A 23,404-nucleotide genomic window follows, 5' to 3' on the forward strand; every position below is an offset into this window, starting at 1 on the left:
AGGGGCTTCCATGACCACGACGACCGGAACGAGCACCACGACCGGACCCGACTGGCTCGCCTGGCAGGAGAGCTGGGACCGGCAGCAGGAGTGGTACATGCCGGACCGCGAGGAGCGTTTCCGGGTGATGCTCGACATGGTCGAGGCCCTGGTCGGGCCCGAGCCGCGCGTCCTCGACCTCGCCTGCGGCACCGGCACCATCACGGCCCGGCTGCTCGCCCGCTTCCCGAAGGCCGTCAGCACCGGCGTCGACCTCGACCCCGCGCTGCTCACCATCGCCGAGGGCACCTTCGACGGCGACGACCGGGTCTCCTTCGTCACGGCCGACCTCAAGGACCCGCAGTGGACCACGCTGCTGCCGTACGACTCGTACGACGCCGTCCTGACCGCCACGGCCCTGCACTGGCTGCACAGCGAACCCCTCGCGGCCCTCTACGGTCAGGTCGCGGAACTCGTCCGCGACGGCGGTGTCTTCATGAACGCCGACCACATGATCGACGAGTCGACGCCCAGGATCAACGCGGCCGAGCGCGCCCAGCGCCACGCCCGCATGGATCAGGCCAAGTCGGACGGCGCCCTCGACTGGGCCGAATGGTGGGAGGTGGCCGCGAAGGACCCCGCCCTCGCCGCGCCCACCGCCCGCCGTTTCGAGATCTACGGCGAGCACGCCGACGGTGACATGCCGTCCGCCGACTGGCACGCGCGCGTACTGCGCGAGAAGGGCTTCGGAGAGGCCCGTCCGGTGTGGCGCTCCCCCTCGGACGCGCTGGTGCTCGCGGTCAAGTAGCCACGGGGGTACGCGTTTTCGGAGGCGGTACGGAATTTCCGTACCGCCTCTTCTGCAACCCCCCGGGCATCCCGCCGCACTGGAAGGGTGAGACGGCCCGCGCCCGCGGGCCGGGGAAGGGGGCGGGATGACGCGCGGCGAGGAAGCCGCTCTGCACGCCTTCGTGGAGGGCAGACGCACGGCGCTGTTCCGCAGCGCCTATCTGCTGTGCGGCAACCGCGACGAGGCGGAGGATCTCGTTCAGACGACCCTGGTGAAGGTCGTCCTCGGCGCGCGCCGGCACGGACGCCTCGACAACCTTGAGGCCTACGCGCGCAAAACGCTGGTCAACACCTTCATCTCCGCCCGCCGCCGGTTCTGGCGGCGCGAACAGGCGTACGGCGAAGTGCCGGACGTGGCGGGGCGGTCGGTCGACAGCGACACCGGACTCATGGTGCGGGCCGCCCTCGCGGAACTCGCGCCCAAGCAGCGGGCCGTGCTGGTGCTGCGCTACTGGGACGACCTGAGCGTGGCCGCCACTGCTCAGCTGCTCGGGATGCGGGAGAGCACGGTCAAGAGCCATACGGCCAGGGGACTCGCGGCGCTCAGGGCCGCGGTGCGGGAGGAATACGCATGAATCAGCGGGAAGTTGAGGCGGAACACGTCAAGGAGCTGCTCGGGCGGGCCGTGGACACCGTGCGCGCACCGGGAAGCCGCGGCAGCGAGGCCGTCTTCGCGCAGGCCTCGCGGGTACGGCTGCGGCGGCGCGCGGCGGCCACGGGTGTCGCGGCGGCGGCCGTCGCGGCGGGTCTGGTCCTCGGGCCGGGGCTGCTGAGCGACGGCCAGGGGGTGCGCGTGGCCGGCGCGCCCACCGCGGGGGACTTCACCACCAGGGCGGGCAAGTTCGAGGAGCTGCTGCCCGCCGGGACCGGCAAGATCAGCGAGGTCTCGCTGATGCGCCTGGTCAAGCAGGCGCCGAAGGCCCCGCTGCGCAAACCCGTCGGGCCGTACGACGGTGACTACGCCGTCCACCGGGACGGCGGCGTCGGATACATCTCGGTGACTCTGGCCACCCGCAAGGAGGCTCAGGCCAAGTCGGGCGGCAAGGGCATCGAGGACCCGTGCAAGGACGCCCCCAAGGACGGGCGGGTGGGCTGCACCTCCCAGAAGCTGTCCAACGGCAACCTCCTGGGCATCTGGCAGGAGGGCGAAGCGGATGCCGGCTCGTATCCGACCTGGGGCCCGACGTTCAGCGCCGTCCTGAAGCTGACGGACGGCAGGGTGCTGCATGTGCGGGACACCGGCGGCTTCCTGGGCAAGGGCCAGTTGGGCCCGCTGCTCAAGACGCCGCCGCTGACCCGGGACCAGCTGCACAAGCTGATCCTGAACCCGAAGCTGCTGCCGTAGCGGGCAGGGCATGAAGAAGGGGCGGTACGGGAATCCCGTACCGCCCCTTCCTCAGTGGCTCAGATGGCTCACAGCACCTTGGACAGGAACGACTTCGTCCGCTCGTGCTGCGGGTCCGTCAGGACGTCGCGCGGGTTGCCGGACTCGACCACCACACCGCCGTCCATGAAGACCAGCGAGTCGCCCACCTCGCGGGCGAAGCCCATCTCGTGCGTGACGACGATCATCGTCATACCCGACTCGGCGAGGTCGCGCATGACGTCGAGGACGTCACCGACCAGCTCCGGGTCGAGCGCCGAGGTCGGCTCGTCGAAGAGCATCAGCTTCGGGTCCATGGCCAGCGCACGGGCGATGGCCACGCGCTGCTGCTGGCCGCCGGAGAGCTGCGAGGGGTAGTTCTTCGCCTTGTCGGCCAGGCCTACGCGCTCCAGCAGCTGGCCCGCGCGCTCCCGCGCCTGGGACTTGCTGACGCCCTTGACCTGGACCGGCGCCTCCATGACGTTGTCCAGCGCCGTCATGTGCGGGAACAGGTTGAAGCGCTGGAAGACCATGCCGATGTCCCGGCGCTTCAGCGCGACCTCGCTGTCCTTGAGCTCGTACAGCTTGTCGCCCTTCTGGCGGTAGCCGACCAGCTCACCGTCGACGTACAGGCGACCGGCGTTGATCTTCTCCAGGTGGTTGATGCACCGCAGGAAGGTCGACTTGCCGGAGCCGGACGGGCCGATGAGGCAGAACACCTCGCCGGTGTTCACCTGAAGGTCGATGCCCTTGAGGACCTCGACGCTGCCGAAGGACTTGTGGACGCCCTCGGACTTCACCATCGCGGTCATCACACGGCTCCCCTCGGGCTGCCCTTCGAGAACAGGTTGGCCCTGATCTTCTGGAAGACGGTCGGCGGCAGGCTGCGGCTGGAACCCTTCGCGTAGTAGCGCTCCAGGTAGTACTGGAAGACGCTGAACACGCTGGTCATGGCCAGGTACCAGATCGAGGCGACGAAGAGCATCTCCATCACAGCGTACGAGGTGGAACCGATGGCCGACGTGGAGCGCAGCAGCTCGTTGTACGTGACCGCGTACACCAGCGACGAGGTCTTCAGCATGTTGATGAACTCGTTGCCGGTCGGCGGCACGATCACACGCATCGCCTGCGGGATCACGATCCGGCGCAGGGTCTTGGTGTGGCTCATGCCCAGGGCGTGCGACGCCTCCGTCTGGCCCTCGTCGACGGCCAGCAGGCCGGCGCGGCAGATCTCCGCCATGTACGCGGCCTCGTTCAGGCCGAGGCCCAGGAGGGCGCACATGAACGGGGTCATGACGTCCGTCATCTCGTTCTTGTAGATCGGACCGAGGTTCAGGACGGGGAAGATCAGCGCCAGGTTGAACCAGAGCAGCAGCTGGACGTAGACCGGGGTGCCGCGGAAGAACCAGATGTACAGCCAGGCGACGGTGCTGGTCACCGGATTCTTCGAGAGGCGCATCACCGCGAGGAGGATGCCCAGCACCACGCCCACGATCATGGCGAGCACGCTGATCAGCAGCGTACGGCCCGCGCCCTTGACGACACTGGACTCGAAGAGCTGGTCGCCGACCGTGTGCCACTGGATGTCGCCCTGCGAGAACGCGTAGATGAGCGCGACGAGGAGCGCGACGACGATGATGCCGCTGACCCACCGGCCGTAGTGCGGCACCGGGATCGCCTTGATGGCCTCCGGGTTGGTCCCGGACGCCGAGGTCTTGGAGACCGGGCCTCCCGGAGGCGGGGTGTCCTCGGGGGACTTGTCGAGATTGTCAGTCACGTGACTGCCCTTCAGTGGTGCGCCGGCTCACTTGCCGCCGTTGATCGCGGACTGCTCGATCGCGCCGGACTCCGCGCCCCACTTCTCGAGGACCTTCTGGTACGAACCGTCCTTGATGATCGCGTCGACGGCTTCCTTCAGCACGTCACGCAGCTCGGTGTTCTGCTTGTCGAGGATGATGCCGAACGGGCCGGCGTCGTACTGCTTGTTGATCACCTCGTAGGCGTTGCCGCCGTCGGCCTTGCGGGCCAGGTCCAGGGCGACCGGGTAGTCGTTGATGCCGGCTACCGCGCCGCCGGACTTCACGCGGGTCTGGGCCTCGGTGTCGTTGTCGAACGACTCGATGTTGATGGCCTTCTTGCCATCGGTCGTGCACTTCTTCGACTGGTCCTTGAGCGCCTGCTCGTAGGTGGTGCCCCGCTGCACGGCAGCGGTCTTGCCACACAGGTCCTCGATGCCCGTGATCTTCTCCGGGTTGCCCTTCTTGACGTAGATGGCAGTACCGGCGGTGAAGTAGTCGACGAAGTCGACGCCCTCGCCGAGCTTCTTGCCCTTGTCGTCCAGGCCCTCCTGGCGCTGCTTGTTGTCCGTGATGGACGACATCGCGATGTCGTAGCGGCCCGAGTTCACGGCGGTGATCAGACCGTCGAAGGAGCCGGAGGTGAACTGGAACTTCACGCCGAGCTGCTTGCTGAGCGCGTCGGCCAGGTCCGGGTCGACGCCGACGATCTTGCCGCCCTCGGTCGACTCCATCGGGGCGTACTCGGCGTTCGTGCCGACCTTGATGACGCCCGCGTCCTGGATCTTCTTCGGAAGCTTGGAGAACAGGGGAGCGCTGTTGGCGTTGGAGGACTCGGTGGAGCTGCTGCCTCCACCGTTCGTCTGGTCACCGCAGCCGGTGAGGATCAGGGCGCCCGCGACCGCGATCGCGCCGACCGCTGCTGTCCGGGTGCGCATGGCGGTCGTACGACGGGTGGTGCCTGCGGTCATTTGGGGTTCCTCCGGCGGATGAGGGAGTAGCCGATAGGTCGACGAGAACACACACCTTCGGGTGTCGCGACCTTGTGTGATGACGGCATCTTGCCATTCGGACCAGGGCATTCAGGGGACTCGCTATGTCAAAATCGGATAACGGGTGACCCCCGAACCGCTACCAGCCGGTACATCAAGGCCGGACCTTATGCGGGAATCCTTCCTTCCGGCCGGAAGATCTTCGGCGCATCTCAGGATGCGAGCGGCCGCTACTCCGCACCTGCGGCGACATGTGGGCAAGTCGCGGACTTGTCCACATATTCGGCTATGAGTCATGTCACCGGCGTGTGACCTTGGCGTTATGGACTCGTCGTCGACACCATCCGTCCGGTAAGAAGGTTCTTTACACCCCTCATCCGGGGCTCAGGGCGCGTGTGCGGCGCGCCCGTCGCGCAAACGCCCGTACGCAACCACGGCGGCTGGGCTTGCGCGGTGCCCGCCCACCCCTCAACCAGGAGTGGTCACCCTCAAACAATGAAGACTTAAGGGGTAAAACAAAGTGGCAGCGGAGATCGTCAATCCTCGCAGCGACAGCAGTACGGATCAGGAAGGCGGGGCCGAGCCCCTCGATTCCTTCGATCCGGCATTCGCGCTGCACCGCGGCGGCAAGATGGCCGTGCAGGCCACCGTGCCCGTCCGCAACAAGGACGACCTGTCCCTGGCGTACACGCCCGGCGTCGCGAAGGTGTGCAGCGCGATCGCCGAGCAGCCGGAGCTCGTCCACGACTACACGTGGAAGTCGTCCGTCGTGGCCGTGGTCACGGACGGAACGGCTGTTCTGGGCCTGGGTGACATCGGCCCCGAGGCCTCCCTTCCGGTCATGGAAGGCAAGGCCATCCTGTTCAAGCAGTTCGGCGGAGTCGACGCGGTGCCGATCGCGCTCGCCTGCACGGGCGTCGACGAGATCGTCGAGACCGTGGCCCGGCTGGCGCCCTCGTTCGGGGGCGTGAACCTGGAGGACATCTCGGCACCGCGGTGCTTCGAGATCGAGCGGAAGCTCCAGGAGCGCCTGGACATTCCCGTCTTCCATGACGACCAGCACGGGACCGCGGTCGTCACGCTGGCGGCCCTGCGGAACGCCGCGAAGCTGACCGGGCGGTCGCTGGGCGACCTGCGCGCGGTCATCTCCGGCGCGGGTGCGGCCGGCGTCGCCATCGCCAAGTTCCTGCTGGAGGCGGGGCTCGGGGATGTCGCCGTCACGGACCGCAAGGGCATCGTGTCCAAGGACCGGGACGACCTGACGGACGTCAAGCGGGAGCTGGCCGAGATCACCAACAAGGCGGGGCTCTCGGGCTCGCTGGAGTCGGCCCTCGCCGGCGCCGACGTCTTCATCGGGGTCTCCGGCGGTACGGTGCCGGAGCCGGCGGTGGCTTCCATGGCGGAGGGTGCCTTCGTCTTCGCGATGGCCAACCCGAATCCCGAGGTGCATCCCGACGTCGCCCACAAGTACGCGGCCGTCGTCGCGACCGGGCGGTCGGACTTCCCGAACCAGATCAACAACGTGCTGGCGTTCCCCGGGATCTTCGCGGGGGCGCTGCAGGTTCGGGCCTCTCGGATCACTGAAGGGATGAAGATCGCGGCGGCTGAGGCGTTGGCTGCGGTGGTCGGGGACGACCTTGCCGCGGACTATGTGATTCCTTCGCCGTTCGATGAGCGGGTGGCGCCGGCGGTTACTGCGGCGGTGGCTGCGGCTGCTCGGGCCGAGGGTGTCGCCCGACGCTGACGCGGTGTCTCTTGTGGCCCCGCCGGGATTGCTTCCCGGTGGGGCCATTTTTTGCTTTCGGGGGCGTCCGGGTGGGTGGTTTTTCGCCCCCGCCGCCCCTACCCGTCCCATCCCCAGGGGCTCTGCCGCTTCGACCCCGTTCGGTTGTTTGTCGGGTGCGGGGTTGTGGGGGCTGGTCGCGCAGTTCCCCGCGCCCCTTGGGTGGGTGGGGGTGGGGGTTGTTTGTTGGGTGCGGGGCCGTGCGGGCTGGGCGCGCCGTTCCCCGCGCCCCTTAAAGGCGCCTGGGGTGGGCCGGCGGTTGTTCAGGGGCGCGGGGAACTGCGCAATCTTTTAGGGGGGTCTGGGGGCGCAGCCGCCAGGGGCGGGACGTGTGTCACAGGGGGACCTGGTTCCGTCGGGCGGGGGCGGAGCCTATCGTCGGGGGCATGTTCGCTGCCTATGCCGCCCGAATCGACCGTGACCAGCCGCTGAACGGCCTGGAGTTGGGGGAGCGTCCGGCCCCGGAGAAGAGGCCGGGCTGGACGACCGTGAACGTACGGGCCGCCTCGCTCAACCATCATGACCTGTGGTCGCTGCGCGGAGTCGGCCTGGCTGAGGACAAGCTGCCGATGATCCTCGGCTGCGACGCCGCCGGAATCGACGAGGACGGCAACGAGGTCGTCCTGCACTCCGTCATCGGACAGACCGGCCACGGGGTCGGCCCCAAGGAACCCCGGTCCATCCTCACCGAGCGCTACCAGGGCACCTTCGCCGAGCAGGTCTCCGTACCGACGTGGAATGTGCTCCCGAAGCCCAAGGAACTGTCCTTCGAAGAGGCCGCCTGTCTGCCCACCGCCTGGCTGACGGCGTACCGCATGCTGTTCACCAACGCGGGGGTACGGCCTGGCGACTCCGTTCTCGTGCAGGGCGCGGGAGGCGGCGTGGCCACCGCCGCGATCGCGCTCGGGAAGGCCGCCGGGCTGCGGGTGTTCGCCACCAGTCGCGACGAGGCCAAGCGGAAGAGGGCTGTCGAGCTGGGGGCCGTGGAGGCGTTCGAATCGGGCGCGCGGCTCCCGCAGCGGGTCGACGCCGTCATCGAGACGGTGGGTGCCGCCACCTGGTCGCACTCCATCAAGTCCCTGCGGCCCGGCGGCACGCTGGTCATCTCGGGTGCGACCAGCGGTGACCGGCCGTCCCATGCCGAGCTGACCCGTGTCTTCTTCCTCGAACTCAAGATCGTCGGCTCCACGATGGGCACCAAGGACGAGTTGGAGGACCTGCTGTCCTTCTGCGCCGCCACGGGTGTACGGCCCGTCATTGACGAGGTACTTCCGCTTGACCGGGCCCGCGAGGGGTTCGAACGGATGGAGACGGGTGATCAGTTCGGGAAGATCGTGCTTACTGTCGGCTGACGGTTGTCGTAGTCGCTCGCTTACTCGTTTTTCGGTTAGTTGTCTTTCGGTTACTCGTCTCTCAGTGCGGCGGGCTCGGGGTTCCGGGCCCGCCGTTTGTGTTCCGTGCGAGCGCTCGACGTCTGTCAACTTTGGTTGACGTAGGTGGGGTGTCAATGTAGGTTGACAGCATGACCGAAGCAACGGATCTTGCCGAGCGCGCGGGTGATCGTGATCCGCGGGTCGGGCTGCGGGCCGTCTCCGCGCTGCGGAGGTTGCTGGAGCAGTTGGAAGCGGTGCAGGTGCGCAGTGCGCGCAATCAGGGCTGGTCGTGGCAGGAGATTGCCGCGGAACTCGGAGTGAGCAGGCAGGCCGTCCACAAGAAGTACGGGAGGCAGTGATGTTCGAGCGGTTCACGAAGGATGCGCGGGCCGTGGTCGAGGGTGCGGTCGGACACTCGGAGCGGGCGGGGGCCGAGACCGTCGGGGAGGAGCACCTGTTGCTCGCGCTCCTCGACCGGGAGGGCAGCCGGGGTTCGTTCGTTCTGGCCTCGCTCGGGGTGGCCGGTCGTCGGGACTCGGTGGAGCGGGACCTTGCCGAGGCGCGGCGTCGTGGGGGGCTCTCCCGTGCCGATGTGGATGCGCTCTCCGGGCTTGGTATCGATCTGGCGGAGATCGTCTTCCGGGTTGAGGAAGCGCACGGGGAGGGGGCGTTGGAGTCCGGGAGGAGGGGAGGGGGCGGTCGGTGGTCTCGGCGTCGGCCCTTTGCTCAGGGGGCCAAGGATGTGCTGACGCAGGCTCTTCGAGTGGCTCTCGCGCACCGGGATCGGTTCATCGGGGATGAGCATCTGCTCATGGCGCTCACCGCGCGGGGTGGTGTTGTCGCGGAGGTGCTTGCCGATCATGGGGTTACGTATGCGGCGGTGACGCGGGTGCTGTACGGCGACGGGGGTGTGGCCAAGGCGGGGTGAGTTTCAGGGGGGTGGGTGCGGCTCAGGGGTTTTCGCCCCCGCCGCCCCTACCCGTCCCATCCTCAGGGGCTCTGCCCCTTCGACCCCGTTCGGTTGTTTGTCGGGTGCGGGGTTGTGGGGGCTGGTCGCGCAGTTCCCCGCGCCCCTTGGGTGGGTGGGGGTGGGGGTTGTTTGTTGGGTGCGGGGCCGTGCGGGCTGGGTGCGCCGTTCTCCGCGCCCCTTTCTGGGGGCTGCGCCCCCAGGTCCCGCTGTGGCCTGAACGGGCTCGTTCTCGAACGTCGGCCGGGGGAACAGTGGCCGTTTCGCGATGTCGAGGAACTTAGCTCCGGGTCGATCCGCTGCGCAGTGCCGCGGCGATGTGTGCTGCTGCTGTTGACAAGTGGCGGCGGGTTTCGCGCAGTTGGTCTTCTGTCACGCCGTGGTCGCGGGCCGCGTCGCGGATGTCGTCGCGGAAGCGGTCCAGGAGGCGGTCGAGGTCGCGGGCGGGGTTGCCGGTGGAGTCCTCGTGGGCCCAGGAGGGTTCGTAGTCGGCGGGGAAGTCCTCGGGGGTGACCGTGTACTCCGGGTCCGTGGTCGAACCGGCTGCTGTGGCGGTGCGGCCGAAGCCGAAGTCCTTGCCGAAGTCCTTGCCCAGGTCCTTTCCGAAGTTCTTTCCGAAGTCGCCGAATTCCTTGGCCAGTTCGGTCAGTCCCTCGCGCACGCCCGTCGGCCAGTCACCCCGGGCGAAGTGGTCCTGGACCTGGTCCTGGACCCGCTTGGCCATGCGCTGCATTTCCTCCTGGGCCTGGGCGCGGGCCTTCTCCTGGGCTTCCTTGGCCTGGCGGCGGGCGCGCTGGGCCTCGTCGCGGGCGCGGCGGCTCTCGTCCTTCGCGCGGCGGGCCTGTTCCTTCCACTCCTGCCGGACGCGCCGCATCTCCTCCTTCGCCGCCCGCCACGACTCCTTGTCGCGATAGTCCTCGAAGCCACCGAACTCGCCCGGTGCGGCTTCGTGTTCCTTCGCGCCGGCGCCGCCCTTGGCGCCCCGCCGGGCCTCCGTGGCCGCGGCGCGCATCTCGCGGCGCAGGTCGCCAGCCGCGCCCCGTACGTCGGCGCGGATCTCGGCGGCGAGCTCCGACACGGAGTCGCGGATCTCCAGCTCCAGATCGGCCAGTTCGCCGCTGCGGTCGGCCAGTTCGGCGCGGCCCGCGTCCGTGATCGCGTACACCTTGCGGCCGCCCTCGGTGGTGTGCGTGACGAGTCCCTCGGCCTCCAGCTTGGCCAGTCGGGGGTAGACGGTGCCCGCCGACGGCGCGTACAGACCCTGGAAGCGCTCCTCCAGGAGCCGGATCACCTCGTATCCGTGGCGCGGCGCCTCGTCCAGCAGCTTGAGGAGGTAGAGGCGCAGGCGTCCATGAGCGAAGACGGGGGGCATCTCAGAGAACCTTCCTGTCGGTCGCGCCCTCGGTAGCGGCCTCGGTTGAGTCGGCGGTCGAGTTGTCGGTCGATTCGGACGTTGATTCGGACGTCGATTCGTCGCGGGGGCTGTCGGTCGTGGCGGCTTCCTGCGGTTCGGGGGCTTCGTCGTACGGCTCGTCCTCCGTCGGTGGCCTGCGGAGGAGGGCGATGGAGCCGGAGGCTGTCATCGCCTTCAACTTGCCGTTGCCCGCGCCCAGCCGGCCGGTGATCTTCTTGGCGCCCCACTGCCCGCTGATCCGGAGGTCCTCGAAGGCGCTGGAGACGGTGCCGCTCGCGGTGTTCGCCTCCACCTCCGCGTCCGCCGGGTGGGGGAGGCGGATGGCGATCTCGCCCGAGACGTTCGACAGCTGGACGTCGGTCGGGATGCCCGTGGTGTCCAGGTCCACGATCATCGAGCCGGTCACCGACTCGGCCCGCACGGAGGAGCCCGAGCCCTCGACGACGGTCAGGTCGCCGGAGACGGAGTTGAAGCGGAGGTCGCCGGTGACGGCCTGGGCCTCCAGGTTCCCGGACACCGTGTTCACCTGTACGGGACCGGCGACGCGGACGAGTGTCGTGTCGCCGGTGACGCCCTTGACGTCCACGCGTGCGTCCATCCCGGAGACCACGGCGGCGGCGCCGACCACGCCGACCTCGACCCGGGTGCCGGTGGGAACGGCCAGGGAGACCACCACGGAACGGCGCCAGCCCTTGCGGTCGAGCCACTTGAGGAAGCCCTTCCAGGGCAGGTCCTCATACGCCACCGTGAGGGTGCCGTCCTTCTGGGTCACCTGGAGCGGCGGGCCCTCCAGATCGGACACTTCCAGCCGGGCGGAACCTTCGTCGGTGCCCACGATGTTCACCGTTCCATTGACGACACGTACGTGCAGCGCCGTCACGGGGTCGTCGAAGGTGAGCTTTTTCGGCTCTGCGACGGACCACTCGGACATGGTGCAGACCTCCTCGACCGGACCGGACCCCCACGTGAGCCCGAACTCGACGCGCCATATCGCGTCTTCCATCAATCACGATATATCGCGGATGTCGAAAGTCAAGACACCCGTTCTGGGGATCATGGAGGGATTGAAGTGGGTAAATCGTCCTAAAGTGTGACTATGTCGACTGCCTCCGGCGAGCCCTCCGACGACCTCCCGGCCAAGGCCCCCGGCGCCCTGCTCCTGTGCCGGGCGCACCCCGAGTCCGTCGGTCCCGCCGCCCAGCTGCTGCGCGAGCGGATGCTGCTCACCGGGGCCGGTCCCGAGTGGAGCGTGCTGGTTCCCGAGGGCAAGCCCTGGCAGCACGGCGTGGAGCCCGTGGACCGCGTGCTCACCGGCTGGGCCGGCGCCCTCGCCGTCAGTGCCCCCTGGCCCGTACTCGCCCTCTGGTGGGACCCCGATCGCAGTGGTTTCACCCTCGCCTCGGGGTTCCGCCGCACCGTCGGCTACGAATGGCTGGCGAACGGTACCCCCGTCGGCGAGGACGAGGCGATGCGCACCTTCGCCGCGCGGCTCGGTCTCGATCCCGTGCTCGACATGCAGTCCCTGGAGCAGTTGACGAAGGCCGACCCCGGTGCGGACTCGCGTGCGCGGCTGCGGGGGCTGATCGCCGTTCTCGCGCGCGCGGGGGTGATGCTTCCGGCCGGGCTCAGTCCGGGTGAGTCCGCCGACCGGCTTCGTGACGTGGCGCGGATTCAGCCGGGGGCCGAGCAGGTCGAGTGGACGGGGTGGCGGGCCGCCGTGCGGGCAGAGCTTGACGTCGTGGAGGGCAGTGCGGTGGGGGTCTGGGTGCGGGGGTCGAAGGCTCGGGCCCTTGCCACGGCTGAGCTGGCCGCCGGGGTTCCGCTCACTGTGTGGGGTGTGCGGCGGCGTAGTGGTGGGTGGATCGCTGCCGGGGTGCTGCTGGTGATCCATGGTGCGCTCGGGGTCGCGTACGACCGGCTGCGCGCCTTCGACTGAAGGCCGGGCGGAGGCCCGGCGCCTGGAGGGCGCCGAGTCCTACTCCTCGTCGTCCTCGTCGTCGTCCAGGCGGGCCAGCCACGTCGCCAACCGCTCCACCGGCACCTCGAAGTCCGGGTTGAGGTCGACAAACGTGCGCAGCTGCTCGGCGAGCCACTCGAAGGTGACCTCTTCCTCGCCGCGCCGCTTCTCCAGTTCCTCGATGCCACGGTCGGTGAAGTACATGGATGGTGCTCCGTCGGTGAAAGTGAAGTGGAACGCTGGGGAAAAGGATAAGTGGGTGCGCGGGGTGCGCGGAGGTCCTCTGTCGTGGGCGCCCCCCGGCGGCTAGCCTGCAAGGCCGGCGGGACCACGGGGGCGTGGGGGAACGGGGGATGTCATGGGTGACGCAGTGTCCCGGATCGCACGGATCGAGATGCCGGACGGGACGCCGGTGTGGGCGCGGATCTCGGGGGCCGACGAGCTGGAGGGTTCCGGCGGGCTGTCGTTCACGGACACCGGGTTCGGGGAGCGGGTCGAGGCGCAGGTCGAGAGCCTGCAGTCGGTGATCACCGGTGTCGCGCGCTCGCTGGCCGCGCCGTTGCGTGCGGTGCGGCCCGACGAGGTGAGTGTCGAGTTCGGGATCGAGCTGACGGCGAAGGCGGGCAAGGTGGTCGGCCTGCTGGCCGATGGTGAGGCCAAGGCCGGTATCACCGTCACTCTCACCTGGAACGGCGGTCCACCGGACCTCGACCCTCCCGAGGGCTACGCGCAGGCGCAGCCGGCGCCCGGCGCGCACACCGGCGCCCCGGCGCACGGCGGCTCCGGTGACGCCTCCGTCGGGGGCGGGGCATGACGGAGGGGTACGCCCGGGGCGCACCGGGCGGCCCGCAGAACGCTCACCGTGCGCTGCGTGATCTCGTCAGGGCGGCGACCGTACGCATCCATCGCGCGGGGGCCGGGTATGCCCTGGACGAGCCCGGCACGTTCCTCGGGAGTGGGTTTTTTGTCGCCCCCAACTGGGTTCTGACCTGCGCGCATGTGGCACTGAGCGGGGAGGGGGGCGAGGTGACCGTGGTCTACGAGACGGATCAGGGCCGCGGTACATCCGCCGTCGCGGCCGAGGTCGCGACCGTCCTCCCGGAGCACGTCGAGCGGGCCGTGCGGGGCAGCTGGCCGGCCCCCGACCTGGCGCTCGTGCGGCTGCGCGAGCCCGTGGTCCACGACTGCGCCTATGTCACCGAGCGCCCGGCGGCGTACTACGGAGAGGCGGTCGTCTTCTACTCCGGCTGGTCCGTGGTCGGCGGCGAGCTGCGCCGGCTGACCGGGACCTGCACGGTCCAGGGCACCCTCGGCTCGTCGGACGACGAGCAGATCCGGCTGGGCGGCGACATACTGCCGCCCGGCGTCTCGGGCGGGCCGGTGGTCGATCCCGTACGCGGGGAGGTCGTCGGCGTCCTGAAATCGCAGGTGGACAGGGGGATCGGCGGAACGTGCACGGGGGTGGAGCAGTTACGTGCCCTGCCGGTGCCGGCCAGTGCGGTGCGGGCCGAGCACGACGACAGCTACCAGGCCGTCTTCCACGGCCACGACCGCTACCACCGGGACCGGCAGCGCCATCCCGACACCACCCGCAGCACCTGGACCGACGTCCAGAGCCGGCTCGGCGCGCGGCCCGGACGTGCCCTCAGCCCGGAGGAGCGGACCCAGCTGCTCGGCAGGCTCGCCGACCTTCCGCCCCCTGTCAGCACGCGCGTTCTGCTCGACATCCTCGAACTGCTCCTCGGCGGCCCGGCCGCGATCCCGCATCCCGCGCCGCGTGGCTGGCGCGACGGTCTGGGCGCGCTGTACGAGAGCTCGCACCAGGGCGCCATGCTGGACCTCGTCCTCGCCTACACGATGCTGGTCCTGTCCGCCGACCGCCCCTTCGGCACCCCGGGGACCCGGGGCGCGGAGCAGGCGTTGTGGCAGTGGGTGCGGAACGCGGCGGAGGGCATCGACCCCACACACCGCGGCCGCTTCGCACAGCAGTGGACGGACCTGCTCCGGCGGCGGCAGGACCCCGGCACCCCGCCCGCGGAGGCTCCGGGGGAGGACGGGCCGGACCCCGCGGCGGCGACAGCCTCCGGGGCGCCGTCGGCCCCGGCCGCGCCGGCCGGGTCGTCGACGGGAACACCGGTCACCTCGTCCGGTTCCGGACAGCTCACGGTGGCGACCTTGAGCTCCTTGGTACGCATGAAGGTCCGGCAGACGCACGGCCCCGACCGCGGGCCCGGCCCGTCCGCCTTGATCGAACTCGCACAGCGGGGCTGGGAGCCGGACCGCTGCGACTGGCGGGTCTGCGTGGTACGGCCCGACGGAGAAGTCGAACGCCTCCACGAGGCCGAGCGCACGCCCCTGGCCGAGCTGCCCGGTCCGCTGGCCGCCCCCCTGGCGGAGGCGTTCCGCCGTTGCGATCAGCCAGGACGGCCCGCCGCCCTCCAGGTCGCGCTGCTCCATCCGCTGCTCGGACTGGCCGTGGACGAGTGGCGGCTGGGCCCGGGCGAGCCTCCGATCGGCGTGCAGCGCCCCGTCTACGTGCGCTTCGCGGGCCGTGAACAGCCCTTGGAGCAGGACGAGTTCTGGCCGTTCGGCGCGGAGCGGCCAGCGGCCGAGGCGGAGTCCCAGGAGCGTGTGGCCCGCTGGAAGTGGATTCACGAGCACGAGGCCAAGGCCGAAGTCCTGGACTGCGACGACGGATTGCGGATACCCGTCCCGCTCGTGGAGGTGCTGCGGGGACTGCCCTACCGGACGGTCCCGGTGCTCTGCCGCTATGGCGACCACCGCTTCGAGGACGACCCGATGGCGCTCGTGCGGATCGTGCACGGCGGCTACGGCGTCGCCCTGTGGCGGCGCTGGCACGGCCGGCCCGAGGCGGTGTGCGGGGAGTTCCACCGGCAGGTGGGCGACACCGTGGCGGGCCCGGGCAACGTGGTGCGGCTTCCCGAGCTCGTCCACGCATTGCGGGCGGGGCTGCACGAGGGCCGGACGGAGGCGTTCTGGGCCGATGGAATCGCCCTGCTCTATGACGATCCGGGCCGGCCGCTGCCCGGTACCGGGGACCTGTTGGAGGCGCCATGACCGGATCGCCCGGTGATCTGTCGTACGACACGCGTGCGACGCCCAAGTGGCCTGTTATGAGCCTGTCTTGGGACCTTACGAGGCCCTCCGAGGATCGATACCGTGATGCAGGTTCGGACGGCTGCCGTGGTGGACGAGTGACGACGAGGACTGGGCAATGACCGAATCCAGCGAGTGGCTCATCTACCGAGGTGCCGGTGAACCCCACGACGGCATAGACCGCCTCCCGGCCCCGCCTCCCTGGCGCGACTTCGCGAGCCGGGACGCGGCCGGGAGGGGTGCGGACGGTTCCCAGGACCGGCGGCTGGGCGCGCACCGGCACCTGGCCGAGCTGCACCGGCCGGGCGCCGAGGAACTGGAGATGATCAACGCGGCGCTGTATCTGCGCCGGCCCCTGCTCGTCACCGGCAGCCCGGGTGCGGGCAAGAGCACGCTCGCGCACTCGGTGGCGTACGAACTGGGACTGGGCAACGTACTGCGCTGGCCGATCGTCAGCCGGTCCACGCTCCAGGACGGGCTGTACCACTACGACGCGATCGCCCGGCTCCAGGATGTGCAGATCGCCGCGCCGCAGGGCACCGATCCCGCCACTCCCGGGGCCCCCGGCTCCGTCGAGGGCATCGGCAGCTACATCCGGCTCGGCCCCCTCGGCACCGCGCTGCTGCCGTCCGACACCCCGCGCGTGCTGCTCATCGACGAGCTGGACAAGAGCGACATCGACCTGCCGAACGACCTGCTCAACGTGCTGGAGGAGGGCGAGTTCGCCATCCCCGAGCTGGAGCGCGTCGCCGACCGGCTGCCCGGCGGCGTGGCCGAGGTGCTCACCGCCGACGGCACCAAGGCGCGGGTGCGTGACGGCCGGGTGCGCTGCCGCGCCTTCCCGTTCGTGGTGCTCACCAGCAACGGGGAGCGCGACTTCCCGGCTCCGCTGATGCGCCGCTGCATCCACCTGGAACTGGGGCGCCCCGACCACAAGCGGCTCGCCACCTTCGTACGCGCCCATCTCGGTGATGAGGCCGCGCGGGCCGGAGACGATCTCATCACCCACTTCCTGGAGCGCTCGCGCAGTGAACTGGTCGCCGCGGACCAGCTGTTGAACGCCATCTACCTCACCGACGCGGCCGCCCCGCCCAGTCGCGACCGTCTCGCGGACCTCCTCATCCAGCGACTCGACCGCCCGAGGTGACGCGCTGATGCCTGACGCCGCGGCGCGCCACGGGCCCGACCCCGACCCCGTCGAACCCTCCGGGAGCCATCGGACAGCTTCCGGCGGCGACCGGACACGTTCCGGCGGTGACCGGATCCGTTCCGGCGGTGACCCGATCGCCGAACTCATCGCCGGGATGCGGCAGATCGGGCTCGATCCCGACGCCGAGCAGCTCTGCGACACCCTCTGGCTGGCCCGCTGGGCGCGCCCGACGGACGCCGTCGAGGGTGATGAGGCGGAGCGGGGGAGTGTGCCGCCGTCCGGAGCGCCGCTGACCGGACGTGACCCGGTACCCGAGCGTCCGGACCCGCGGGGCGCCGCTCCGGTGCCGTCCGGCGACCTGCCCGGGCCGCCGCCGGTCGAGGGGGCGGACCGGCGTGTCGCCCTGTACCCGGTGCCGCGGGACGGCGCGCCACGCGGCCATGGGCAGGGCCGGGTGACGGTGCTGCCGATCGGGGTGCCCGCCGCGCCCGCGTTCCCCGCCCCGCTCGAACTCCAGCGCGCCTTACGGCCGTTGCAGGGGTACCGGACCGGCGCCCCGCCCCTGCGCACGACTCTCGACGAGACGGCCACCGCGGAGCTGAGTGCCCGGGCGGGCGGTCTGGTCCTGCCTGTGTTCCGCGGAGTGACCCGGGCCGACGCGGCGCTCCAGCTGGTGATGGACGCCTCCTCGTCGATGCGGGTGTGGGACCGGATGTTCGCCGAACTGGAGCAGGTCTTCGGCCAGTTGGGCGCCTTCTGGGACATCGAGGTCAGCCATCTGCACCAGGGCCCGGACGGCGAGCCCGCCGTCAGCCGCAGCCCCGAGCCGCGCGCGGCCCCGCTGCACTCCGCCGACCGGCTGAGCGACCCCACCGGCCGCCGGATCACCCTCCTCGTCAGCGACTGCGCGGGCCCCCTGTGGCACAGCGGCCACGCCCACCGGCTGCTGTACCACCTGTCCCGTCAGGGCCCCGCCGCCGTGATCCAGCCGCTGCCGCAGCGCATGTGGAACCGCACCCGACTGCCCGTGTCGTACGGCGAGTTGACGCGCGGCGAGGCCCTCGCGGGCGCGGCCACGCTGAAGGTCCGGCTGCCGGCCGGCACCCCGCCGGAGGCGCACGCGGGTGCGCTTCCCGTGCCCGTACTGCCTCCCGAGCCCGCCGCGCTCGGCGCCTGGGCGCGGCTGCTGTCCGGGGCGGGCGCCGGTCCCGTGGCCGGTGCGGTCGGCTGGGTGCGCCACAACCATCCGCCCGCCCCGGCCGCCCGCCCCGGGCGCAGGCTGTCCGCGCTCGAACTGGTCAGCCGGTTCCGCTCCAACGCCTCCAAGACGGCGGGACGCCTGGCCGGCTATCTGGCGGCGGCACCCCTCAGCCTCCCCGTGATGCAGCTCGTCCAGCGCACCATGCTGCCCGACTCCGGACCTTCCGAACTGGCCGAGGTCCTGCTCAGCGGCCTGGTGTCACGCGCCAAAGAGGAGGCCTACGGGGCGGACGGCGCCCAGTGGTACGAGTTCGCGCCCGGTGTGCAGGAGGCCCTCCTGTCGCCGCTGGGCCGCGACGAGGCCATGCTGGTGCTCAAGCACTGCTCGGAGTACATCGAGTACCGCTTCGGCAAGGGCGGCCCCAACTTCCCGGCCCTGGCGCTCGCGCAGCTCGGCGACGGCGGCTCGGGGCGGCCGTACGCGCCCGGTGCCGCCGGTGCCGCATACCCGGGCGAGAACGGCGACAACGGCGGGGCCACGCTGGTCCCGCAGCCCTTCGCCGAGGTCGCCGCGCGTGTCCTGGAACGCTTCATGCCGCTGCCGGAACAGTTCGCGCTGTACGGCGGCCGGGGGATCGACGATCCGCCCGACGAGCGGCCGACCCATGCGGCGGTCATCCGGGCCCGCTCCCTGGTCGGGCAGTTCGACACCGACGGCATGGTGCAGGACCTCATCGACGCCGTACAGCTGCTGCGCGGCGCGACCGAGCACGAACAGCCCGCGGGCGCCGACCCCGAGCTGTGGGCCGAGTACGCCAACTGCGTGCTGCGGCTGTGGGAGGTGCAGGGCGGCGCCGAGCTGCTGCGCGAGGCGGAGGCGGCCGCCGAGCGCGCCGTCGCCCACCCCAGGGCACTGCGCGAACGAGCCGTACTGGCACGGGTGTTGCACGCCGCCGCCACCGACCGCAGGCGCCGTGGCGACCGGCGCGGCGCGCTCGACCTGCTGCAACGCGCCGACCGCGAGTACGCGGTGGCCTGCGCCGCGCCCGACCTGGACGACCGGGAGGAAGCCCTGCGGCTCACCCTGGAGCGAGTGCGGGCGCTGGAGGCACAGTGGCGGCTCGGCGGCGACAGCGCGCTGCTCCAGGGTGCGGTCGGCATGCTGGAGGCCTTCGCCGACGCCTGGCCCGACCGGCGGCAGCGTCCGCCCGAACTCCCGCTGGCCCACGGCCGCGTCCTGCTGCGCCTGTCGGGCGCCACGGCCGACCACGAACAGGCCCGGCTGTACGCCGAACAGGGCGCGCACTCCCTGCGCGCCGCCCTGGAACCCGGCTCCGGGCCGGTGCTCCCCACGGCGGGTGAACCCTCCCGCGTCCGGATCCTCCTCGACCTCGTCGACGCGCTCCTGAAGTCGGGCGGCGCGCTGGACGACGCCCAGGCACACGTCGACGAGGCGCTGGGCCTGACGCGTGAACAGGGCCTGCGCGCCCAGCTGTTGGTGCGCGCCGGGCGCATCGGCGTGGCGCGGTACGCCGAGTCGGGCGACCCGCGCGAACTCCAGGACGCCGCCGCACGGTTCGAGCAGGCCGCCCGGGGCGTGCCCAGGGATGCCCCCGCGCACGCGGACGTCCTCGCCGAATGGGGTGAGGCGCTGCTGCGCCGGGCGGTGCCGGCCAACGGTCCCGGTTCGCGCGAGTCGCTCTCCCAGGCCATCCGGGTGCTGCGCGACTGCCGTACCGAAACCCCCGCGGGCAGCGGCGAGCTGGCGTACCGCCTGCTGCTGCTCGGCCGCGCCCTGATGCTGCGCTACCGCGCCCGGGGCGACCGGGTGGATCTGCGGGAGGCCGAGCACCTGTTCGGGCTCGCGGCGCTGGAGGCCGGTGAACCGCTGACGGCCGCGCGCTGCTGGCTGGAGCTCGGGCAGGCGCAGTTCGAGGCGTACCAGAGCCTGGGCAGGCCCGCGCGGCTCGACGAGGCGGTCGACGCCTTCCGCGCCGCGGCCGAATCGGCCCGCGCGGCCGAGGAGGAGGCGGAGACGGACCGGCGGCGCCAGGAGGCCATGGAGCTGGGTGCGCAGGCGCATCACTGGCGGGGTATGTCCTACGAGGCGGCGGCACGCCCGCGTGCCGCACGCGAGGCCTACCGGGCCGCCCGGGCCGAGTGGTCCAGGCTGCCGGACGGCGCCGTGAGCACGGGCGAGCCGACGGCCCGGCAGACGGCGCAGCGGCTGGCAGAGCTGGAGTGAGGGAGCGCCTCCCGGCGGCCGCCGGGGCGGAGTGAGGGAAAAGGGGGAGGACATGGGTGCACGGGACGACGCACTGAATGCCGACATCGCCGCGGGGCGGCTGCCGGATCTGCTGGAGCTGGACCTCGCGGACCTCAGGACGGTTCAGCACCCGGTGCTGACCGAGGTGCTGGAGGAGTTGCGGGAACAGGCGGGGCAGCCGAGCGAGATGCTCTGGGGGTTCAACAACTCCTTCTGAATAGTCAATGTGAATGGTCAATTCTTCATCGCAAGGCGTCAGTTCCGGTCTGACTTGTCGTTGAACCGGACAAGTTCGATCGTGCCGCGTTTGTGTCGGGCCCCCGCCCGGGAATGCCGCCCCGTACGGGCAGGGGGCCGTGGCGCGGACCGTACCGTGGGATCACGGGGCCTTACAGCATGGGGGTGCCGGAGTGTCTGAAGAGGTGACCCCGACGACCTCCGCCACCTCCGCGACCTTCGTCCGATTGCCCGAACAGCCCCTTCCCTTCCGGCAGTTCATCGTCAAGATGCACGGCCGCTGCAACCTCGCCTGCCGCTACTGCTACCTCTACGAGGGCCCCGACCACACCTGGCGCACCCGCCCGGCCGCCGCCCCGCCCGGCGTCCTCGACCGGACCGCGACACGGATCGGCGAGCACGCGCGCGCCCACGGCACGACGGCGCTCTCCCTCGTCCTGCACGGCGGAGAGCCACTGCTCGCGGGCGCGGACACTCTCGCCCGCTTCACCACTCTCGTACGCGACCGGGTTCCGGATTCCTGCACGGTCCACACCACCGTCCAGACCAACGCCACCCAGCTCACCGAGCAGCGGCTCGCCGTCCTGGCCCGGCACGGCATCCGCGTCGGCATCAGCCTGGACGGCGGCCTGCCCGCGCACAACGCGCTGCGCACCGACCGCGCCGGGCGCCCGTCCTGGCCCGCCGCCTCGCGTGGCGCGCGGCTGATCGCCGACAGCTTCCCGGAGGCGTACGCCGGGATCCTCACGGTCGTCGACCCCACGACGGACCCGGTCGAGCTGTACGAGTCCCTGCTGGCCCTGCGGCCACCGGCGATCGACCTGCTGCTGCCGCACGGCAACTGGTCGGCGCCGCCGCCGTACGGAGACGGCACGGGTGCCCCGTACGGGGACTGGCTCTGTGCCGTCTTCGACCGCTGGTGGGGGGCCGGGCGGCGGGAGACGCGGGTCCGGCTCTTCGAAGCTTGCGTCGCTCTGCTGTTCGGGCTGCCCGCCGCCACCGAGTCGCTGGGCCTCGCGCCCTTCGACGCCGTGGTCGTGGAGACCGACGGGTCGATCGAGCAGGTCGACTCCCTGAAGTCCTGTTACGAGGGGGCGGCGGAGACCGGCCTCGACGTCTTCCGGCACAGCTTCGACGAGGCACTGCGCCACCCCGGTGTCGTGGCCCGGCAGACGGGCGCCGCCTCGCTGGCCGCACGCTGCCGGACCTGCCCGCTGCTCTCCGTCTGCGGCGGCGGCCACTACGCCCACCGCTACCGGGCCGAGAACGGCTTCGCCAACCCTTCCGTCTACTGCGCCGACCTCCAGCGCTTCATCCGCCATGTGGCGGACCGGCTCGCCGGGGTCGCCCCCGTCTCCGCCTCTTTCGAAGGAGGCACCCCGTGATCCTGCCGGTGGTCCCGGACCGGGCCCTGACCGAACTCGGCCGCACCGAAGGCGGCCCCGAGACCCTGGGGCTCCTCGTACGCGACCAGCACACGCGGCGGCTGCTGCTGCTCCGCGCGGTGCTCGACGCCGTGGCGGCGGCCGACCCGACGGTGTGCTCCGCCGCCGCCCGGGTCCGGCTCGGGGAGGACTGGGCGCTGCTGGAGGAGGCGGACCGGATGGAGCCGCCCGTCCGGCCGGCGGCCTGGGCGGACGAGAGCGGTGCGGCACCCGAGGCCGCGTACGGCGGTTCGCCGGCACCGACGCCGCCGGCCGGCACGGGCGCCGGACCTCCGCTCTCGCCGGTCCGCGCCCTCGTCCTGCACCCCTTCGTCGGGCCCTGGGCCCGGCACTGTCTGCGCGGCCTCCGCACGGAACCCGGGCCGCGCACCGAGCGGGAGGCCCGGGAACTGGGCCGCGACCTCGCCCACTTCGGGGCGCTCGCCGCCGTGGCCGCCGTCCGGGCCGGAGTGTCCTTCGCGGTACGGCTGACCGCGCGCGACGGAGTGCTGACGCTGCCCTCGCTCGGCGCACTGCACACGGCCGCGCCCGGGGACGCCCCGGTCGACGTCGTGCACCGCCGGCAGAGCCTGACCTTGCGGCAGCGCGGCGCGAAGGACGTCGTCGTCCACCTGCAGAGCGGCGGCATCGGCGCCTGGTCCGAGGCCGCCGCCTGGACACCCGCGCACGCCCTGCCCGGGCTGCTGCCCGGCTCCGGCCCCGTACCGCTGGACGACCTCGACCCGTACCGCACCACGCGCGGCGGTCCCCGCCACCACGAGCTCAGCGGACCCGTCACCCTGGACGACGCCGAGCGCAAACGCTGGCTGCAGTCGTGGTCGGGCGTCGCGTCCGTGCTCGGGCTCGGCGGCGAGCACCGCCTCACGGAGGCCGTCGCGCTGCTGCGCTGTCTGGTCCCGCTGTCCGCGCCGCCCGGTTCGACGCCCGGCGGCCGGACCACCGGCAGTTGCAGCGGCACCCGGCGGGAGGCCTTCGGTGCCGTCCTCAGCAGCACCCCGGCCACCGCCACGACCTTCGCGGCCACCCTGGTGCACGAACTGCAGCACACCAAACTGGCCGCGCTCAGTGACATGCTCACGCTCCATCACGCGGGAGCGGGGGCACGCTACTTCGCACCCTGGCGGCCCGACCCACGCCCGTACGACGGCCTGTTGCAGGGCGCGTACTCCCACCTCGCGCTGGCGGACTTCTTCCAGCGCAGCGCCCTCGCCACCACCCATCCGGCCCGGCGGGACGCCGCCTGGGCCCAGCACGCGCGCTACCGGGAGCAGGTCGGCGCCGTCCTGCCGAGCCTCGTCGGATCGGGCGACCTCACCGCGCAGGGGCGGCGGTTCGTCGACCAGATGGTCGCGGTGTACGAACGGCTGGCCGACCATCCCGCGCCGCGCGGGCAGGCGGCGCGCGCCCAGGCGTACGTACGCGCCTCCCGCGCGCTGTGGACGCAGCGCCACGCGCCGGGCGAATGAGGCCCGCGCGCGCCCACCGGAAGCACGACGCACGCCCGCCGAACGCGCTG

General features: G+C 71.4%; 21 protein-coding genes. 15 read left to right on the forward strand and 6 right to left on the reverse strand.

Translation table 11 applies throughout. From position 1 onward, the window contains the following. The first annotated feature begins 10 nt into the window (after positions 1-10). From AB5J50_RS33470 to AB5J50_RS33480, 3 genes are all read left to right on the forward strand, one after another. Positions 11-787, forward strand: coding sequence for a trans-aconitate 2-methyltransferase (locus AB5J50_RS33470; protein WP_369262020.1), 777 nt, complete (start codon positions 11-13; stop codon positions 785-787). 127 nt (positions 788-914) lie between these two features. Continuing rightward, on the forward strand, positions 915-1,403 hold the full coding sequence (locus AB5J50_RS33475; RefSeq protein ID WP_327431647.1) for a sigma-70 family RNA polymerase sigma factor: 489 nt from the start codon (positions 915-917) through the stop codon (positions 1,401-1,403). Next, positions 1,400-2,173, forward strand: coding sequence for a hypothetical protein (locus tag AB5J50_RS33480; protein WP_369262023.1), 774 nt, complete (start codon positions 1,400-1,402; stop codon positions 2,171-2,173). Before AB5J50_RS33475 ends, AB5J50_RS33480 begins: the two co-directional genes overlap by 4 nt. Positions 2,174-2,241: 68 nt before the next feature. Here AB5J50_RS33480 and AB5J50_RS33485 read toward each other — a convergent pair whose 3' ends face one another. From AB5J50_RS33485 to AB5J50_RS33495, 3 genes are read right to left on the reverse strand one after another with little or no spacing between them, the layout of a single operon-like run. Then, positions 2,242-3,003, reverse strand: a complete 762-nt coding sequence (locus AB5J50_RS33485; protein ID WP_369262025.1) for an amino acid ABC transporter ATP-binding protein — start codon at positions 3,001-3,003, stop codon at positions 2,242-2,244. Then, positions 3,003-3,968 (reverse strand): amino acid ABC transporter permease, encoded by a 966-nt coding sequence (locus AB5J50_RS33490; protein WP_369262027.1) that lies wholly within the window; start codon positions 3,966-3,968, stop codon positions 3,003-3,005. Before AB5J50_RS33490 ends, AB5J50_RS33485 begins: the two co-directional genes overlap by 1 nt. Before the next feature lie 27 nt (positions 3,969-3,995). Continuing rightward, entirely contained in the window at positions 3,996-4,958 is a 963-nt protein-coding gene (locus tag AB5J50_RS33495; RefSeq protein ID WP_369262029.1) for an ABC transporter substrate-binding protein, read from the reverse strand. Positions 4,959-5,499: 541 nt separating this feature from the next. On the opposite strand from AB5J50_RS33495, the gene AB5J50_RS33500 reads away from it, so the two are divergent. The 4 genes from AB5J50_RS33500 to AB5J50_RS33515 all read left to right on the forward strand — a co-directional run bounded on the left by AB5J50_RS33500 (position 5,500) and on the right by AB5J50_RS33515 (position 9,063). Further along, a complete protein-coding gene (locus AB5J50_RS33500; protein ID WP_369262031.1) occupies positions 5,500-6,723 on the forward strand; it encodes an NADP-dependent malic enzyme in 1,224 nt (407 codons plus the stop codon). 425 nt (positions 6,724-7,148) lie between these two features. Next, the gene (locus AB5J50_RS33505) at positions 7,149-8,114 is read left to right on the forward strand and encodes a zinc-binding dehydrogenase (RefSeq protein WP_327431653.1); all 966 of its coding nucleotides are present in this window, start codon (positions 7,149-7,151) and stop codon (positions 8,112-8,114) included. 170 nt (positions 8,115-8,284) lie between these two features. Beyond that, on the forward strand, positions 8,285-8,494 hold the full coding sequence (locus AB5J50_RS33510; protein ID WP_121405930.1) for a helix-turn-helix domain-containing protein: 210 nt from the start codon (positions 8,285-8,287) through the stop codon (positions 8,492-8,494). Next, positions 8,494-9,063: a Clp protease N-terminal domain-containing protein gene (locus AB5J50_RS33515; RefSeq protein WP_369262034.1), complete on the forward strand. Its 570-nt coding sequence runs from the start codon at positions 8,494-8,496 to the stop codon at positions 9,061-9,063. Before AB5J50_RS33510 ends, AB5J50_RS33515 begins: the two co-directional genes overlap by 1 nt. A gap of 319 nt (positions 9,064-9,382) precedes the next feature. On the opposite strand, the gene AB5J50_RS33520 is transcribed toward AB5J50_RS33515, so the two are convergent. Together AB5J50_RS33520 and AB5J50_RS33525 are read right to left on the reverse strand one after the other, a co-directional pair. Further along, positions 9,383-10,474: a helix-turn-helix transcriptional regulator gene (locus AB5J50_RS33520; protein ID WP_369262036.1), complete on the reverse strand. Its 1,092-nt coding sequence runs from the start codon at positions 10,472-10,474 to the stop codon at positions 9,383-9,385. Between the two features lies 1 nt (position 10,475). Further along, positions 10,476-11,447 carry a DUF4097 domain-containing protein gene (locus tag AB5J50_RS33525; RefSeq protein ID WP_369265586.1) on the reverse strand — a complete coding sequence of 324 codons (972 nt, stop codon included), beginning with the start codon at positions 11,445-11,447 and terminating at the stop codon, positions 10,476-10,478. 165 nt (positions 11,448-11,612) lie between these two features. Here AB5J50_RS33525 and AB5J50_RS33530 point away from each other — a divergent pair, with 165 nt between their 5' ends. Then, complete coding sequence (locus tag AB5J50_RS33530; protein WP_369262038.1) at positions 11,613-12,452, forward strand: hypothetical protein; 840 nt, start codon at positions 11,613-11,615, stop codon at positions 12,450-12,452. 39 nt (positions 12,453-12,491) lie between these two features. On the opposite strand, the gene AB5J50_RS33535 is transcribed toward AB5J50_RS33530, so the two are convergent. Beyond that, positions 12,492-12,677: a DUF6104 family protein gene (locus AB5J50_RS33535; RefSeq protein ID WP_030207192.1), complete on the reverse strand. Its 186-nt coding sequence runs from the start codon at positions 12,675-12,677 to the stop codon at positions 12,492-12,494. A 154-nt stretch (positions 12,678-12,831) separates the two neighbouring features. Here AB5J50_RS33535 and AB5J50_RS33540 point away from each other — a divergent pair, with 154 nt between their 5' ends. From AB5J50_RS33540 to AB5J50_RS33570, 7 genes are all read left to right on the forward strand, one after another. Continuing rightward, on the forward strand, positions 12,832-13,287 hold the full coding sequence (locus AB5J50_RS33540) for a CU044_2847 family protein (protein WP_369262040.1): 456 nt from the start codon (positions 12,832-12,834) through the stop codon (positions 13,285-13,287). Next, on the forward strand, positions 13,284-15,551 hold the full coding sequence (locus AB5J50_RS33545) for a trypsin-like peptidase domain-containing protein (protein ID WP_369262042.1): 2,268 nt from the start codon (positions 13,284-13,286) through the stop codon (positions 15,549-15,551). The genes AB5J50_RS33540 and AB5J50_RS33545 overlap by 4 nt, the downstream gene beginning before the upstream one ends. A gap of 157 nt (positions 15,552-15,708) precedes the next feature. Continuing rightward, positions 15,709-16,737, forward strand: coding sequence for a MoxR family ATPase (locus tag AB5J50_RS33550; RefSeq protein ID WP_327431659.1), 1,029 nt, complete (start codon positions 15,709-15,711; stop codon positions 16,735-16,737). Between the two features lie 7 nt (positions 16,738-16,744). Then, a complete protein-coding gene (locus tag AB5J50_RS33555) occupies positions 16,745-20,185 on the forward strand; it encodes an SAV_2336 N-terminal domain-related protein (protein WP_369262045.1) in 3,441 nt (1,146 codons plus the stop codon). Between the two features lie 52 nt (positions 20,186-20,237). Continuing rightward, positions 20,238-20,423 (forward strand): FxSxx-COOH cyclophane-containing RiPP peptide, encoded by a 186-nt coding sequence (gene fxsA, locus AB5J50_RS33560; protein WP_369262047.1) that lies wholly within the window; start codon positions 20,238-20,240, stop codon positions 20,421-20,423. Between the two features lie 205 nt (positions 20,424-20,628). Next, on the forward strand, positions 20,629-21,828 hold the full coding sequence (locus AB5J50_RS33565) for an FxsB family cyclophane-forming radical SAM/SPASM peptide maturase (RefSeq protein WP_369265587.1): 1,200 nt from the start codon (positions 20,629-20,631) through the stop codon (positions 21,826-21,828). Then, complete coding sequence (locus AB5J50_RS33570; protein ID WP_369265589.1) at positions 21,828-23,354, forward strand: HEXXH motif-containing putative peptide modification protein; 1,527 nt, start codon at positions 21,828-21,830, stop codon at positions 23,352-23,354. The genes AB5J50_RS33565 and AB5J50_RS33570 overlap by 1 nt, the downstream gene beginning before the upstream one ends. The last annotated feature ends 50 nt before the right edge of the window (positions 23,355-23,404 follow it).

The sequence above is a fragment of the Streptomyces sp. R35 genome, from assembly GCF_041053035.1.
GTDB classification, from domain to species: Bacteria; Actinomycetota; Actinomycetes; order Streptomycetales; family Streptomycetaceae; genus Streptomyces; species Streptomyces lutosisoli.